At 49.9% G+C, this 16,011-nt stretch carries 13 protein-coding genes and 8 tRNA genes; 8 read left to right on the plus strand and 13 right to left on the minus strand.

Annotated features, from left to right (window positions below):
* Positions 1-109: 109 nt before the first annotated feature.
* A complete protein-coding gene (locus NV375_RS03725; RefSeq protein ID WP_258807018.1) occupies positions 110-664 on the plus strand; it encodes an inner membrane-spanning protein YciB in 555 nt (184 codons plus the stop codon).
* The gene (locus NV375_RS03730) at positions 645-1,511 is read left to right on the plus strand and encodes a serine aminopeptidase domain-containing protein (RefSeq protein WP_258807019.1); all 867 of its coding nucleotides are present in this window, start codon (positions 645-647) and stop codon (positions 1,509-1,511) included. The genes NV375_RS03725 and NV375_RS03730 overlap by 20 nt, the downstream gene beginning before the upstream one ends.
* 7 nt (positions 1,512-1,518) lie before the next feature.
* On the opposite strand, the gene NV375_RS03735 is transcribed toward NV375_RS03730, so the two are convergent.
* Both NV375_RS03735 and NV375_RS03740 read right to left on the minus strand, forming a co-directional pair.
* Entirely contained in the window at positions 1,519-4,032 is a 2,514-nt protein-coding gene (locus NV375_RS03735) for an ABC transporter permease (protein ID WP_258807020.1), read from the minus strand.
* Positions 4,022-4,702 carry an ABC transporter ATP-binding protein gene (locus NV375_RS03740; protein ID WP_258807021.1) on the minus strand — a complete coding sequence of 227 codons (681 nt, stop codon included), beginning with the start codon at positions 4,700-4,702 and terminating at the stop codon, positions 4,022-4,024. The genes NV375_RS03735 and NV375_RS03740 overlap by 11 nt, the downstream gene beginning before the upstream one ends.
* Positions 4,703-4,704: 2 nt before the next feature.
* On the opposite strand from NV375_RS03740, the gene NV375_RS03745 reads away from it, so the two are divergent.
* Positions 4,705-5,328 (plus strand): arylesterase, encoded by a 624-nt coding sequence (locus NV375_RS03745; protein ID WP_258807022.1) that lies wholly within the window; start codon positions 4,705-4,707, stop codon positions 5,326-5,328.
* 4 nt (positions 5,329-5,332) lie between these two features.
* On the opposite strand, the gene NV375_RS03750 is transcribed toward NV375_RS03745, so the two are convergent.
* From NV375_RS03750 to gltX, 6 genes are all read right to left on the minus strand, one after another.
* A tRNA-Glu gene (locus tag NV375_RS03750) sits at positions 5,333-5,408 on the minus strand.
* Positions 5,409-5,488: 80 nt separating this feature from the next.
* Positions 5,489-5,564 (minus strand) — tRNA-Glu (locus NV375_RS03755).
* 25 nt (positions 5,565-5,589) lie between these two features.
* Positions 5,590-5,665 (minus strand) — tRNA-Glu (locus NV375_RS03760).
* Between the two features lie 27 nt (positions 5,666-5,692).
* Positions 5,693-5,768: transfer RNA gene (locus tag NV375_RS03765), tRNA-Ala, on the minus strand.
* Positions 5,769-5,903: 135 nt separating this feature from the next.
* Entirely contained in the window at positions 5,904-6,533 is a 630-nt protein-coding gene (can, locus tag NV375_RS03770) for a carbonate dehydratase (RefSeq protein WP_258240220.1), read from the minus strand.
* 10 nt (positions 6,534-6,543) lie between these two features.
* Positions 6,544-7,956 (minus strand): glutamate--tRNA ligase, encoded by a 1,413-nt coding sequence (gltX, locus tag NV375_RS03775; RefSeq protein ID WP_258807023.1) that lies wholly within the window; start codon positions 7,954-7,956, stop codon positions 6,544-6,546.
* A gap of 226 nt (positions 7,957-8,182) precedes the next feature.
* On the opposite strand from gltX, the gene NV375_RS03780 reads away from it, so the two are divergent.
* Positions 8,183-8,258 (plus strand) — tRNA-Val (locus tag NV375_RS03780).
* Positions 8,259-8,287: 29 nt separating this feature from the next.
* Positions 8,288-8,363 (plus strand) — tRNA-Val (locus NV375_RS03785).
* A gap of 50 nt (positions 8,364-8,413) precedes the next feature.
* Here NV375_RS03785 and NV375_RS03790 read toward each other — a convergent pair.
* Genes NV375_RS03790 through NV375_RS03800 form a run of 3 tightly spaced genes read right to left on the minus strand, consistent with a single transcriptional unit; the run spans position 8,414 to position 12,308 of the window.
* Positions 8,414-8,902: a DUF2919 domain-containing protein gene (locus NV375_RS03790; protein ID WP_258807024.1), complete on the minus strand. Its 489-nt coding sequence runs from the start codon at positions 8,900-8,902 to the stop codon at positions 8,414-8,416.
* 2 nt (positions 8,903-8,904) lie between these two features.
* A complete protein-coding gene (gene uvrB / locus NV375_RS03795) occupies positions 8,905-10,929 on the minus strand; it encodes an excinuclease ABC subunit UvrB (protein ID WP_126770697.1) in 2,025 nt (674 codons plus the stop codon).
* The gene (locus NV375_RS03800) at positions 10,929-12,308 is read right to left on the minus strand and encodes an MATE family efflux transporter (protein ID WP_258807025.1); all 1,380 of its coding nucleotides are present in this window, start codon (positions 12,306-12,308) and stop codon (positions 10,929-10,931) included. The genes uvrB and NV375_RS03800 overlap by 1 nt, the downstream gene beginning before the upstream one ends.
* A 169-nt stretch (positions 12,309-12,477) precedes the next feature.
* Here NV375_RS03800 and NV375_RS03805 point away from each other — a divergent pair, with 169 nt between their 5' ends.
* The 3 genes from NV375_RS03805 to NV375_RS03815 all read left to right on the plus strand — a co-directional run bounded on the left by NV375_RS03805 (position 12,478) and on the right by NV375_RS03815 (position 14,423).
* Positions 12,478-13,692, plus strand: a complete 1,215-nt coding sequence (locus tag NV375_RS03805) for a pyridoxal phosphate-dependent aminotransferase (RefSeq protein ID WP_258807026.1) — start codon at positions 12,478-12,480, stop codon at positions 13,690-13,692.
* 534 nt (positions 13,693-14,226) lie between these two features.
* Positions 14,227-14,303 (plus strand) — tRNA-Asn (locus tag NV375_RS03810).
* Between the two features lie 43 nt (positions 14,304-14,346).
* Positions 14,347-14,423, plus strand: a tRNA-Asn gene (locus tag NV375_RS03815).
* A 4-nt stretch (positions 14,424-14,427) separates the two neighbouring features.
* Here the strand turns inward: NV375_RS03815 and NV375_RS03820 are convergent.
* Both NV375_RS03820 and NV375_RS03825 read right to left on the minus strand, forming a co-directional pair.
* Positions 14,428-15,492: a glycosyltransferase family protein gene (locus NV375_RS03820; protein ID WP_258807027.1), complete on the minus strand. Its 1,065-nt coding sequence runs from the start codon at positions 15,490-15,492 to the stop codon at positions 14,428-14,430.
* Positions 15,447-16,010 carry a phosphatase PAP2 family protein gene (locus NV375_RS03825; protein WP_258807028.1) on the minus strand — a complete coding sequence of 188 codons (564 nt, stop codon included), beginning with the start codon at positions 16,008-16,010 and terminating at the stop codon, positions 15,447-15,449. Before NV375_RS03825 ends, NV375_RS03820 begins: the two co-directional genes overlap by 46 nt.
* Position 16,011: the final 1 nt, after the last annotated feature.

The raw sequence follows: 16,011 nt of genomic DNA on the forward strand, positions 1-16,011 counted from the left end.
TCTTTCCTCGTTCAGCTACCTTTCTCTTTAATAGAGTGTAGTCATTGCTGGTAGTCGACAACAAACTTTTCTGGCAAACTCGACACATAAAATGTGAACGGAAACCACCATGCTGTTTGTACTTGAATATTTACCTATTGCGCTGTTTTTTATTTTTTATCTGTTAGGCGATATTTTTCTTGCCACGGGCGTGCTGATGCTCGGCACTGTGTTACAGATCATCGCCCTTAAATTTATGCGCGAAGTGATCACGCCGCGCCATTGGATCATCCTTTGGATGGTACTCATTTTTGGGTCCATCACGTTGTTTCTACATGACGAATGGTTCATTAAGATCAAAGTCAGTGTCATTTACGTCGCCATCGCTTTGTTTTTGCTCATTGGTCAGCAGTGGAAAAAACGCAGCCCACTCCAACAATTCTTGGGCGAAGAGATTAATTTGCCTGATTTCGCTTGGCGGCGGCTTACCTACGCATGGGTCATTTTCACCTTTGCCCTCGCCGCAGTAAACCTGTATATCGCGGAATACATGAGCCTTGATGCCTGGGTGAATTTCAAAGTGTTCGGTACCTTAGGTGCGACCTTGGTATTTACCATTTTCACCGGTGCTTACATGTTCAAGCATCACACGGATCGCGACAAGGATGCGGAAGAAATTGAGTAAGCCGTTCACCCTTGAAAGCGCAGCCGGCAGGCACATCACCGTTCACCATTTTAGTGCTGATAACGCCCAAAAGGTGGTCATCATGGCACCTGCCATGGCCGTGCCGCAAAGCTATTATCATGACTTCTGTCAGTGGCTCGCCCAGCAGGGTTATCACGTCTTAAGTTTTGACTACTACGCGATTGGCGCGAGCCACGGTGAGCAACTACGTCAAGTGGACAGCACTATCACCGACTGGGCACGTTACGACGCACAAGCCGTATTAAATTACGCACTTAGCCATTTTTCAGTACCGGTGGTGTGGTTTGCGCATAGCATTGGCGGGCAACTGTTCGGCATGTTAGAACGACACGCTGAAGTTGAACGTATGGTCACCGTCGCAACTGGCACCGGCTACTGGCGAGACACCAAACCAAGTTTAAAGTACAAGTCATGGGTGTTGTGGCACGGTATTGTGCCCTGGTTATTACCGTTGGTGGGGTACTTTCCTGGCGCGCGACTTGGGATTGTCGGCAATGTGCCACGCAGTGCCATGGCACAGTGGCGCAAATGGTGCTTACATCCTGATTACTTGGTGGGTGCCGAAAACCTTTACCAACGCTACGCTGAGGTGTCGACGCCAATCATTAGTTTGGCATTTAGTGACGATGAACTGCTCACCCGACGCAATATCACCGCTATGCATGATTTTTACGCGAATGCACCACAACGACGGCACTTCGTCACACCGGCACAGCTTGACGTCGACGCCATTCGTCACTTTTCACTCTTTCGTCCACGGGCGCAAGAGCTTTGGGAAAGGTTGCTAGCGCCGCAGTTGACGGCGACGCTACCAACCAAAGATTAATTCGGCGCTAAGCTAGGCGCCGAATCAACTGCGCCGTATTGCGACGGATCAGTCGCGCACAAGCCAAACGGCCCATGAGCCCTACAATCACTGCCCCAGCCAGCGGTCCCACCAACCAGAAGCGCCAGTGGAACGTCGCGCCAAGCTCAAACACTTGGGTTTGTAGAATGTACAAGGACAGTTCCATCGCTAGCGTTGCAATAAGCCCGCTGATAGCGCCGAGAATCACGAACTCGTAGGTAACCGCGCGACTTAACAGTTTCGCCGGTGCACCCAAGGTACGTAAAATCACGAGCTCTTTTTCGCGCTCCTCAAGTGACGCCTGCACCTGTGCTAACAGCACCAAAATACCAGCAACAATCACCAGAATTAACACAAAAAGAATGGCCACACTGACCTGTTCAATCACTTCACGTAACTGATCCATAATTGCATCAAGATCGATCAGCGACACCTGTGGGAATGGCTTAAACAGTTCATACAGTTCTTTCTTGCGTTCTTCCGGCAAATTAAAGCTCGAAATGTAAGTCGCGGGAAAATCCTCTAGCGTCGAGGTATTGAAGATCATGAAGAAGTTGGGTTGCAACGAGCCCCAGTTGACTTCACGCACACTGGTAATCGGCACCGTGAATACTTCACCACCGATATTGAACTCAAGCTCATCGCCGACGCCAACCCGCATTCGCTCAGCCACCTCACTTTCAATCGACACCTGTGGTTCAGCATTATCGCCCCACCACTCACCAGCAACGACCTCATTATTCGGTGGTAGCGTGTCACGCCAAGTCAATGAAAGTTCTCGGCCAAAGCCTTCACGTTGCTCGCTTTGCACTTTGGCATCACTTTCCCGCTCTTCCTTGCTAACTTCATCCACCACTGGCACGCCGTTCACTGCCGTCATCCGCCCCGGCACGATGGGGTACATGTCGTCAGCGTCGACGTTACGCTCCGCAAAGCGTTGCTGGAGCTGCTCAACATCACCTTGGGCAACATTCACGAGAAAATAATTGGGCGCATCGTCGGGCAATTGCCGTTGCCAATCCGCCAATAATTCATGCCGCAGCGCCAGTACCAATAGCAACAGCATGATGGCGGTGGAAAAACTTAGCATCTGTACACTGTTTGCTTGTGCACGCCGCTGCAGTCCCGCCATAGCAAGACGCCAAGCACTGCCCGCTTGCATACCTGCTTGCCGACTCGCGCGAATAAACAAGCGCCCGACAAGAAGCAACAAGACGGCCGCCAGCGCGCCGCCAACAAACAATGCCGTTGATAAGAGCCATTGTTGGCTGTAGAGCCATAACAACAGATAAATCGTGCCGCCCGAGGCTACCCAATGTAGCCAACGCAGGCGATCCGTACCGGTTAATTGCCGATTCAATACCCGCAATGGTGGAATGCCAACTAGGCGTAGTAATGGATAAAGCGTGAACATTACGGCACTGACCAAGCCAGTACCAATGGCTAACAAGTAACCACGTCCGCTACCAGCCGGTAAGTTCACGTCAAAATACTTCGCAACCAGATCGACCACTTGGCTTTGAATGAGCCAGCCTAGCACCACGCCAACGCCAATACTGAAGGTGGTCAGTAAGAGCAAATGGAGAATGAAAATCTTTTGAATTTGGCTACGCTGGGCACCCATGGTTTTGAAAATGGCCACCACGTCATAGTTACGTTGGCAGTAGCGCTGCGCTGCAACAGCGACAGCAGTTGCCGCCAAGACCACACCTAATAGGCTGGCCAACAGCATAAAGCGCTCAGCACGACGCAAACTGCGCGCTAGAGGCGAGTCACCATCTTCAACGCTACGCCAATTGTGAGTATCGTCATTGAGTTGCGGACGCAACCATTCTTCATAAGCATCCAGTGCCGCTGCATCGCCAGCATAAAGCACGTTAAAACGCACCCGACTACCGGGTTGAATTAATCCTGTAGCCGCAAGCTCTGAGTAATTAATGAGGACATTGGGACTATCAGTAAATACCGAGAAACCAACATCAGGCTCATAAGTCAGCACCCTCGTCACGCGAAAGTCACTGTCACCGATTTCGATGGTATCGCCCACTTCGAGTTGCAACTCTTGGAACAAAGCTGCTGCCACCCAAGCTTCTCCAGCAGCTGGGAGGCCTTGTGCCAACCGATCTTGCGCATAAGGTTGGTCAGCCACACGGAGTTCGCCACGCAGCGGATAACCGTCACTAACCGCCTTGACGTCGACCAGCGCCAGCTGTTCACCAGCAAATGCCATGGAATTAAAAACCACGCGCTGAGCGGTCTGTAAGCCTTCATCTTGCGCCCTTGAAATCCAGTCTTCGCTGACTTCACGACGCGAACTTAAGACGCGATCAGCCGCTAAAAACTCAGCGCTGCGCTCGGTAAGCCCCGCCTGTAGGCGATCAGTAAACAATGCCAATGACAATACCGCTGTAACCGACAAAACAATGGCCGCAGCCATAATTGTCAATTCTCCGCGGCGTAGTTCATGCTTTAATAGCCGCCACGAAATCTTATGCCACATCGCGTTCCACCTCGGTTAGTCGACCAGCTTCCATACGCAACACACGCTGACAACGCTCAGCGAGTTCGCTGTCATGCGTCACCATCACTAAGGTCGTACCCGACTCTTCATTCATCTGGAACAACAGGTCTTCCACTTTGTGCCCCGTCGCAGCATCAAGGTTACCGGTCGGCTCGTCAGCAAATAAAATCTTTGGAGTGCCAACAAAAGCACGCGCGATCGCAACCCGCTGCTGTTCACCACCAGAAAGTTGATTTGGGTAATGGGTCAAGCGATCGCCCAAGCCAACCTTGGTAAGTAGCTCACCAGCTTGCTTTTCGGCATCCTTGTTACCCGCCAACTCGGCGGGCAACATAACATTTTCGAGAGCAGTCAAGCTTGGGATCAACAAGAAGGATTGAAAGATAAAACCAATTTTATCGGCACGAACTTTCGCCCGTTGTTCTTCATCCAAATCGCCCAAATTTACGTTATCTATAGAAACATTACCGGCACTAGCGAGGTCCAAACCTGCAAGCAAGCTTAATAGTGTGGATTTGCCTGAACCCGACGCGCCTACAATGGCAACGGTTTCGCCCGCAGTAATTTGCAGGTCAGTGGGTTGTAAAATGTGTAAAATACCCTCACTAGTTTCTACATCTTTTTTTAATCGAGTGGTTTGAATAAGCATCTATGAAAAACTTCCTAGTTAAATTGGGTTTAATTCTGTTCGTCGTTGTCCTTATACGTCCAGTTTCGGCAAATGTCTCACTGGTCGTGCTCGGCGATAGTCTTAGTGCCGGTTATGGCATGTCACAAAAGGAGTCATGGGTAGGCATCCTACAGCAACGCTGGCAACAGACCTACCCCTCCATCACGCTCGTCAATGCGAGTATCAGTGGCGATACCACCCAAGGTGCCTTAAACCGCCTCAACGGAGTACTGGAAACCCATCAACCCGATGCGGTCTTTATTGAGCTCGGTGGTAATGATGGATTACGTGGTTTCACACCCATGGTGATTAAATCTAATTTGTTACAAATCATTGAGCGTTTGCAAGAGAAAGACATCAAAGTCGCGGTGAGTCAGGTGCGGATTCCGCCGAATTACGGCCGCCGATACAGCGATATGTTTGCTGATATTTTCCCTGACGTTACGGAAAGCACTGAGACGTTATTAATTCCATTCTTTATGGAACAGATTGCGGTAAAGCCTGAATTGATGCAAAACGACGGAATTCACCCGAATCGTGAGGCGCAAGACGACATCGCGGACATCATGGAACCGCATCTGCTGGAGTTACTAGGAAAAGGCTAAGAAGTGGCGTCCCCTAGGGGATTCGAACCCCTGTTACCGCCGTGAAAGGGCGGTGTCCTAGGCCTCTAGACGAAGGGGACCCTGGACAAGCATAGTATGATTTGGCAAATTGCCGCCGTAGTAGAACTACGGGCTACTCGACATGCGAGTGAGAAATTGTTGGCGTCCCCTAGGGGATTCGAACCCCTGTTACCGCCGTGAAAGGGCGGTGTCCTAGGCCTCTAGACGAAGGGGACCCCGGACAATTACTGATTTTGAAAGTGGCGTCCCCTAGGGGATTCGAACCCCTGTTACCGCCGTGAAAGGGCGGTGTCCTAGGCCTCTAGACGAAGGGGACGCAGTCTTCCAAACCTATCAAGATATGTGGTGGAGCTAAGCGGGATCGAACCGCTGACCTCTTGCATGCCATGCAAGCGCTCTCCCAGCTGAGCTATAGCCCCAGTACCCTGACAGCGGGGCGAATTCTATGGTAAATCGTTGCTAACCGTCAACCCTTTTTTTCGGCAATTTGAATCGTTTGCTAAAAAATTAGGCAGTTCGCACAAATGCTCACCAGCGAATGGGAAAAAACCACCCTACTCGGCAAAATGATAGATACGCTCAAGGGATTCACGATCTTGTACGGTAACTTCCATATCGCGCACTAAACCGTCTTCTAAACTATAAACCCAACCGTGTATCGCCAATTCTTGACCACGTTCCCATGCGTTCTGCACGATGGTGGTTTTTGCCAAGTTACGTACTTGCTCAATCACGTTAAGCTCACACAAACGATCAATGCGTGCGCCCTCGTCTAACGCTTCAAGCTCCAAATGGTGATCACGGTAAATGTCTTTGATTGGATAAAGCCAGTGATCAACTAAACCGTGCGTACAGTTTTCGGTGGCTGCTCGCACGCCACCACATCCGTAATGCCCGACCACCAAAATATGCTTCACCTGCAAGGCATCCACGGCGTACTGAACCACGGACAAGCAATTAAAGTCAGTTTGAATAACTTGGTTAGCCACATTGCGATGCACAAAAAGTTCACCGGGTGCCATACCTACCACTTGATTCGCCGGAACGCGGCTATCGGAGCAACCAATCCACAAATATTCAGGGCTTTGCTGGGCCACAAGATCCGCAAAAAATTGCGGATCTTCTTCGATCATCAATTTCGCCCATTCTTTGTTGTTGGCAATCAGTTGCCGAACTTTTGGCATTCGAATTTTCCTATTGTTGCGCTTGTTCGCGCTCCATAATAAACGAAATTGCACGGGCGATGCGGGCAACCACTTGCTCTTGATCAAGAAGTTCTAAAGTTACATCAAGCGAAGGAGAGTTGCCTGAGCCGGTGGCCGCCACACGTAATGGCATGCCTACTTTACCCATGCCAACACCTAAGTCATCGGCAGTTGCTTGAATTGCGGCTTGAATGTGCTCCGCCTTCCATTCGCTTACGCTGGCCAAACGGTCTTGCACCGCTTCCAAAGCTTCACGTGCGACTGGGCGTAAGTGCTTTTTCGCTGCCGTTTCATCAAAGTTGTCGTACTCTTCATAGAAATAACGCGCTGAGCTGGCCATTTCTTTCAGCGTTTTCACGCGATCCGCCAGCAGCGGAATAATTTTTTCCAGCGCCGGACCTTTACTGACGTCAATGGCTTGATCGCTGAAGTGCCACTGTAGATGCTCAGCAACTTCACTTACTGGCAACGCTTTCATGTAATGTTGATTCAACCAATTCAACTTCTCAGTGTTAAAAGCAGAAGCGGCTTTGTTCACGTCATCAAGTTTAAATTTCTCGATCATTTCATCGACGCTGAAAATCTCTTGGTCACCATGGGACCACCCCAATCGCACCAGATAATTCAACACCGCTTGTGGTAAATAACCGTCATCGCGGTATTGCATCACACTTACCGCACCATGACGTTTCGATAGTTTCTTACCGTCGTCGCCAAGGATCATAGCTACATGCGCATACTCCGGCACTGGAGCGCCAAGTGCTTGTAAGATATTAATCTGGCGCGGTGTATTGTTAATATGGTCTTCACCACGCACCACATGAGTGATGTTCATTTCCCAATCGTCAATCACCACACAGAAGTTGTAGGTTGGTGTACCGTCGCTGCGCGCAATGATCAAGTCATCTAACTCGGTGTTGGCAAATTCGATCGGCCCGCGAATGTGGTCATTGAACTTGACTGAGCCCACCTGCGGATTGCGGAAACGAATCACGTAGCGATCACCACCCACATTAGGGTTATCGCGACAGTGTCCGTCGTAGCGTGGTTTCTCTCCTCGCTCCATTTGCTCTTCACGCATTTTTTCAAGACGCTCAGTAGAGCAATAACACTTATAAGCTTTATCTTCGTCAAGCAGCTTATCAATGTAGTGTTGGTAGCGGTCAAAACGCTTGGTCTGATAAAACGGGCCCTCGTCCCAATTCAAACCTAACCATTCCATACCTTCCAAAATGGCATCAATGGCTGGCTGGGTGGAACGCTCGCGATCGGTATCTTCAATTCGTAGAATAAACTTTCCGCCAGCAGCTTTTGCTACGAGCCATGAGTAAAGCGCTGTACGTGCGCCACCAACGTGAAGATAACCAGTTGGGCTTGGGGCAAATCGAGTTACGACCGTCATATTAGTTGCTTTCTCCGCATCATTCGGGTTATTTTGCTGCGTAGTTTAGCAATAACTGGGGGTAGCCGCATCACTGGTTTTGCGAAAAGCGAAGGACTTTTTAGCTGAATTGCTCGAAACTCGCGCGAATCGGTGAAAAAGACAGCAAACAGTACTTGCGGGTATTATTTTTTGTTGACAGGCTTGCTAAGCGCCCTATAATACCGCCCCGCAACGCAGAGAAAACGGATGGTTAGCTCAGTTGGGAGAGCACCGCCCTTACAAGGCGGGGGTCACTGGTTCGAGCCCAGTACCATCCACCACTCTTTAACTTCTCTGCAGACCGATCCCAGGATGGTTAGCTCAGCTGGGAGAGCACCGCCCTTACAAGGCGGGGGTCACTGGTTCGAGCCCAGTACCATCCACCACTTCCTTGAAGCACCGCTGTTCGTAGCCCGTAGTTCTACTACGGGGAAAATTACCCCTGTTCTCGATGTTGGTCACTTGCCAACAACTGAAAAAACCGCCGCAAATGCCGCGAATACAACAACAACCAAAACGCCACTAACCACGAAAAAATAATCAACGCTTTCACGAAGGCAAAATGCGGCCAATTACCAGCGACCAAACTCCCCAACAGCACACCATCGGCAATCCAGCTTAACCACAACAACAGCGGCGCAATTCGCGCAAAACGTGGCACCCAACGCGGTAGCTCAGCTTTCATTTGCGTGAGCATCACCAAAACCGCCAACGCCGGTAAACCGACGCTCAGTGTCAGTACAAATTGTTCCGTATTCGCATAAAAAAACTGCAACAGTCGGCTGCGATCTTCACTAAAGGTCAGCGAGATAATCCATGCAATGTAGCCACGCAAGAACAACGCCAACACAAACACCAAGGCTAGCGGTGTTTTCAATTGACCATCATTGGTTAAATAACGCTCGTCACCGAATTGCAGTTGCATCCCTACCCCAATAACTTAATGCGCTCGCGCAGCTTCGCGACATCATCACGTAATTGCGCAGCCTTCTCAAACTCAAGGTCTTTGGCAGCTTGGTACATCTCTTTTTCTTTCTTCTCGAGTACCTTCATAATCGCCACGGGATCATTCAGATTAACATCGTATTTAGCTTCGGCCTCAGCGATGGCTTTGCGTTCATCATAGTTGCGCCGACGTTGCCGTGCACCACCCAAATCCATCACATCGGTGACGCGTTTATTCAAACCCTGCGGCGTAATGCCGTGTTCTTCGTTATAGGCGATCTGCTTCGCGCGACGGCGTTCGGTTTCATCCATTGCGCGGCGCATCGAACCAGTAATTTTATCGGCATAAAGAATCGCTTTACCATTCACATTTCGGGCGGCCCGCCCCATCGTCTGAATCAGTGACCGATCTGAGCGCAAGAAGCCTTCCTTATCGGCATCGAGAATCGCCACTAAGCTGACTTCCGGCATATCAAGACCTTCACGAAGCAAGTTGATACCGACCAACACGTCAAACTCGCCTAAGCGCAGGTCGCGGATAATTTCCATACGTTCCACGGTATCGATATCGGAATGCAAGTAGCGCACCTTGATGCCATGCTCGTCCAAGTAATCACTGAGATCCTCAGCCATTTTCTTCGTCAAGGTGGTCGCCAACACACGCTCATTGCGTTCCACACGCTCACGTACCTCAGACATCAAGTCATCCACTTGCGTTGCGACCGGACGCACCTCAATCGTCGGATCAACGAGGCCCGTTGGCCGCACAACTTGCTCAATAACTTCACCGGCCGACTTTTCCAGTTCATAGGGGCCGGGTGTCGCAGTTACATAAACGCGCTGCGGTGCAATAGCTTCAAACTCTTCAAACTTCAACGGCCGATTGTCGAGCGCCGATGGTAAGCGAAAGCCATAATTGACGAGGTTCTCTTTACGCGACCGGTCACCTTTGTACATAGCACCGATTTGCGACACGGTAACGTGCGACTCGTCGATAATCATCAAGGCGTCGTCTGGTAAATAATCCAACAGCGTCGGTGGTGGCTCGCCGGGCGCACGGCCCGACAGATAGCGTGAGTAATTCTCGATCCCCGAGCAATAGCCCAGCTCGAGCATCATTTCAATGTCGTATTGCGTGCGTTGCGTAATGCGTTGCTCTTCGATTAATTTATTCGCATCGAGCAACTGCTGACGGCGCTCTTTGAGCTCCTCTTTGATGCTCTCGATGGCTTTTAACAAGGTTTCACGTGGCGTAACATAGTGCGTCTTCGGGTAAATTGTTGCACGCGCCACATCCGCTTGCATGACTTGCCCTGTCAACGGCTCGAAAAAGCTGATGCGGTCGATTTCGTCATCGAACAATTCAACCCGAACCGCCATTTCATCCGATTCGGCCGGAAAAATATCAATCACTTCACCGCGTACGCGGTAAGTACCACGCTCAAACGCTGCATCGTTACGCTTGTATTGCAATTGTGCTAGGCGGCGTAAAATATCACGTTGGTCAATGATGTCACCGCGGCGCAGGTGCAGCATCATTTTCATGTACGACTCAGGATCACCCAAACCATATATACAGGAAACTGATGCGACCAAGACGACGTCGCGACGCTCCATCAACGCCTTGGTAGCCGACAAGCGCATTTGCTCAATGTGGTCGTTAATCGACGCATCTTTCTCGATGAATGTATCGGTCGTTGGCACATAAGCTTCAGGCTGGTAATAGTCGTAATACGACACAAAGTATTCGACCGCATTGTTCGGAAAGAACTCTTTCATTTCACCGTACAACTGGGCCGCCAAGGTTTTGTTGTGTGCCAGAATCAGCGTTGGTCGCTGGATCTTCTGGATCACATTTGCCATGGTAAACGTCTTGCCCGAACCTGTTACGCCAAGTAAGGTTTGGTGCGCCAAACCCGCGTCGAGATTATCAACAAGCTTTTCAATTGCCTGCGGCTGATCCCCTGCGGGTTGGTAATCGGAAACCAGTTCAAAAGCACGCGCCATTACACAGCCTCCTGTTGCGAATTTTGCACATCTTGTGCCCATTCTTTCTGCAAGAAACGTCTAAACCAATACCATGCCAACATTGCAGTGATAAAATTAGCAACCACACCACCAATGAACAGCCCCGTCATATCAGCTAGCAACGAGCCGATATAACTTAGTGGTACAAACATGACAAAGAGTCGGAAAATACTCAGCCAAAGCGCTGACATCGGCGCATGCATGGCATTGAAGCTCGAATTGGTCAAGATGATAACGCCCTGCATACCGTAGCCTAACGGCATGATGTAAATAAACAAACGAATCAAACGCGCTACTTCAGCATCATCGGTGAACACCATTGCAATATAAGGCGCGGTCACCAACAACAATAAGTAGATACCGAGTTGCAGGACAATCACTGCGCGTAGCGCGGTGGTGTAGGCATCCTTGACACGTTGGAACTGCATCGCCCCAAAGTTCTGGCTAATCAGCGGAGGTAAACTCATCGACAGCGCCAAAATGATCACGCTAGCTAACGATTCAAGTCGCGTACCTACCCCAAAGGCCGCAACCGCCGGTGCACCATAACCAGCAATAATGGCCGTGAGCACGGCCATCGCCAGTGGGGTCAACATATTCGCGCCGGCGGCCGGCATGCCAATCGCTAAAATTTGTCGCGCTGAACGTAATGGATGCGCATCTTGCGGAACTTTAAGGCTAATCAAGTCCTTGTACTTCAGATACCACAACACCAAGACCGTACCGATGGTCCAACTGATAAGACTCGCTAAAGCCGCTCCTTGCACGCCCAGAGCGGGCACGGGGCCAAGACCAAAAATCAAAATCGGATCAAAGATCGCGTTGAGTAAACCGCCTGAGGCCATAATCAATGACGGAGTTCGGGTATCTCCCGACGAGCGCAAAACAGCGTTCCCGACCATTGGAATCACCAATAACGTCGCCCCAGCGAACCAAATGTACATGTAGTCATGAATCAGTGGCAACAGTCGCTCTTGTGCCTGTAGCGCAGCAAAAATCGGATCCATTAACAGCAAGCCCAATACCGACAAGCTCGCCACTAATAACGCCGAAGCAACTAACGCGATCGTACCGTCAAAACGCGCGTGTTCTTCACGCCCGGCGCCGCGCTTACGGGCTAACACCGCTGAGGTACCAATACCTAGGCCAATCGCCAAGCTAACCACGGTAAACGTGACAGGAAAGGTAAAACTGACCGCGGCCAGCGGGTCGGTACCAAGCATACCAACAAAGAAAGTGTCGACGACATTGAAACTGATCAAGGTCAGCACCCCTATGATCACTGGCCACGTCATCTGCCACAACGTGCGTGGGATAGGGTCATTTACCAAAGATCGTGCCGATACTGCTGACGCCATTGAGCTTCCTAGAGTGTTTGCGCGGGTCAAATATAAAGTCGCCTAGTGTAACGGATATCGTTTTTAGGCGCCATGTAAGCGCGGAAAATTCAAGCGAGATCCACTTCCGATCATGGACAACAATCAGTGAGGATCATATAGTACATACCTTCTTACGAACCACCTGCTTATGTTAGATCCACAGGAAATCGCCGTGAACTACACATTGTCTGATCGTGTTAATGCAATCCAACCCTCTCCTACCCTTGCTGTCTCGCAAAAGGCGGCCGAACTTAAAGCTGCTGGTCATGATGTGATTGGTTTAGGGGTAGGTGAACCTGATTTTGATACGCCTGACTTCATTAAAGAGGCCGCCAAGCAAGCCATTGATGCAGGCTACACCAAGTACACTGCGGTGGACGGAATTGTCGAGCTTAAACAAGCGGTCATCGACAAGTTTAAGCGCGATAATCAGCTTACTTATGAAAAGAATGAAGTCCTGATTTCTGCGGGTGGTAAGCATAGTATTTTTAATCTACTCAGCGCGTGGCTGAATCCTGGTGACGAAGTATTAGTACCTGCTCCTTATTGGGTCTCCTACCCAGACATGGCGAAGCTGGTTGGCGCCGAGCCTAAGTTTATTCAAGCTGGCATTGAGCAACGCTACAAGATCACCCCAGACCAGTTGGCGGCGGCAATTACGCCAAAAACCCGTTTGCTGTTTTTAAATAGTCCATCGAATCCAACGGGCACCGCATATACCAAAGAAGAGCTCGCGGCCCTTGCTGAGGTGTTACGTCAACATCCGCAAGTGTTGATTGCCAGTGATGACATGTACGAACATATTCTCTGGGCAGATTTTCCATTCGCCAACATTGCCATGGCGGCACATGACCTTAAAGATCGCATCGTACTGCTCTCCGGGGTTTCTAAAGCCTATGCCATGACCGGCTGGCGAATCGGTTACGCAGCTGGCCCAGCGCCACTCATTGCTGCAATGAAGAAGATTCAGTCGCAGAGTACCTCAAACCCTGCAAGCATCAGTCAATATGCAGCACTAGCAGCTTTAAACGGCGACCAAAGTTGCATCGCTACCATGATCAAAGCGTTCAAAGCGCGTCATGATTATTTGGTGAAAGCCCTGAATGACATCCCTGGCGTTCGTTGCATAGAGGGCGACGGTACCTTTTATACCTTCGCTAATATTGAAGAAATGATGAAGGCTAAAAACCTAAGCACCGATGTTGAATGGTGTGAGGCGCTGTTAAACGAGAATAAGGTTGCATTAGTACCGGGTTCTGCGTTTGGCGCCCCTGGTCACTGCCGTTTGTCATTTGCCACCGACTTGGACACCCTAAAAGAGGCTGTCGCACGCATTAAAGCATTCGCAAGTAACGCAAGTTAACAAACACGACAGTCCTGTCATATGAACTTTTTATAACAAAGCCTGAAACAGCTTCGTTTCAGGCTTTGCGAGCTGTCAAAAATTCACCAAAGTTATGAAGAAATACACAACCCCTGTTGCTTTGATATACAGTTTTTAGATTGTGTAAATGCATTTGGGCGCAAATCAAAGACTTACTGTAACTATATGTTTTTAAAGAAATTAAAAATCAAGAGTTACTTTTTAAGCAACCTCTTAATTCCGCCCTACAGCACGAGTTTCAAGGCTTCTCACATATTTGCCCACAAGGTTATCCACAGATTTAGTGGATAAGATCGGCAACCCCACGAGTGGCGCGAGTTTGCCCTTACTGTGGATAACCGCGACCGATTGCGCATTATGAGTTATGTTATAGTCGCAGCACTTTTTACGACTTGACAAAAACAATTCTCAGAGCCCCTGCACATAAAACGTGCAAACGCGCATTTTTGCTTGTTTTTACTATTGACAGCCCGCGCGGGCACCTTTAACATTCGCATCCGTTGTTTGATGTGTTCCCCAGTAGCTCAGTTGGTTAGAGCGGTGGACTGTTAATCCATGTGTCGTTGGTTCGAATCCAACCTGGGGAGCCAACATCATCATTCAATAACATGAAACAACACATTCCCTATCGATTCCCCAGTAGCTCAGTTGGTTAGAGCGGTGGACTGTTAATCCATGTGTCGTTGGTTCGAATCCAACCTGGGGAGCCAAGCTTTAAGCAAGCAACTCCGAACGCAAAAGTGCACGATAGTTATCGACCTCAGCACGCTTCCACAAACGTCTACTTAACTCAGCCACACTCTCTTGCGCACCTGACGTAAGCCATTGGGCCAAAGCTTCAGCGACATCTGGCCAATAACACTGTTGTGCTTCAGCGGTTGCGAACCAATCCGCCAACCCCTGCTCAGTTAGACTGGTGAGCTGTGTCGCCAAACCAAGCTCTTCTAAACATCGCGCATTGGCTAGCTGCTCAAATTGGCCGGCTAATGGCCGCACCAACAGTTTTTTGCCATAGGTAAGTGCTTCACAGCTCGTTTCAAAGCCAGCGTTGCTGATAACTCCAGTTGCGCGTACAAACTGCTCAGCAAAACGTAGACGTGAAGGCGGATAGTATTCAATTCCAGCGATACGTTGCCGCTTCGCCTCGGGATGAAAGACGCTAAAACTGTACTGCGGAAACTTGACCAATAGACGGTGCACGCTCAGTAGCGACTCAAACGGCAAATACACCAGATAATGCCCTACTTCCGGCTGTTGTGCTGCCACGCGTTGATGGACAATTGGCGGCACAATGTGTGCGCCATCACTGATCCAATGCATGCCAACGATGTCAGTAGCAGGAGCAAACCAGCGCAGCATTTGCTGATACATCCACGGCAACCGTAACGACTTGGTTTTTCCCATAAAAGCATATTGACGGCCCATACCAATACAGCGCTTACCTTGCCGTTTAGCAGCCCAAGCAACAACTGGCTCATAATCCGTTACAACGAGATCGTATGGGCTTAAATCTAAGCCGTTAACGTCACGCCAAAACTGGCGCCAGTCGTTCTGTTGCACTGTCGCCTTCAAGTCAATACGCCCGTCTTTGACCGCAAATGATAAGCCCTTACGCCATTGCCATGTGCCAAAGGCCTCCATATCAAAAAAGTGTTCAGGCGCCCGCCCCGAAACTAAATAGTCGACGTGTACGGCTTTTGAAACTAAGGCTTCGGCAAGCGCGCTGCAACGACTCAAATGGCCGTTGCCAGTACCCTGCACTCCAATAAGAATTCGCATGCGTAACTCCTAACAAATTGCGCTAATGCAGTGCCTAATAAGGCACCAGCGACGATATCGCCCGGATAATGAACACCTAATAACAGGCGAGATATGCCTACTGCTGTGGCCCAACTGAACCACAACCAGGAAAGCTGAGGAAAGAAACTCGCGGCTAAGGCGGCGAATAAAAATGCGGCAGTGGTATGGCCCGACGGAAAGCTAAACTGGTCATGGGCCTGAATAACGGCTTTAATCGACAATTTCTGATACGGTCGTGCGCGCTTTAGCACACGTTTAATGACGATAAACAGGGGAACTTCAATAGCAAAGCCTAGCGCAAGTAACTGCAGCAAAACACTGCCATCTTTCGGCTCAGTAAGGTAGAGTAGGCAGGCAACAATGGCGTAAACATAACCATCTCCGGAGCGCGACACCCAGCGAATCCAGAACTGTTGCTGAAAGCTTTGCGACCGCTCAGAACACCAACAAAACCATTGCTGGTCGTAACGGCTTAAGGTAGCTAGCCAACGCACCATA

Source organism: Pseudidiomarina sp. CB1, assembly GCF_024752025.1.
Taxonomy (GTDB): domain Bacteria; phylum Pseudomonadota; class Gammaproteobacteria; order Enterobacterales; family Alteromonadaceae; genus Pseudidiomarina.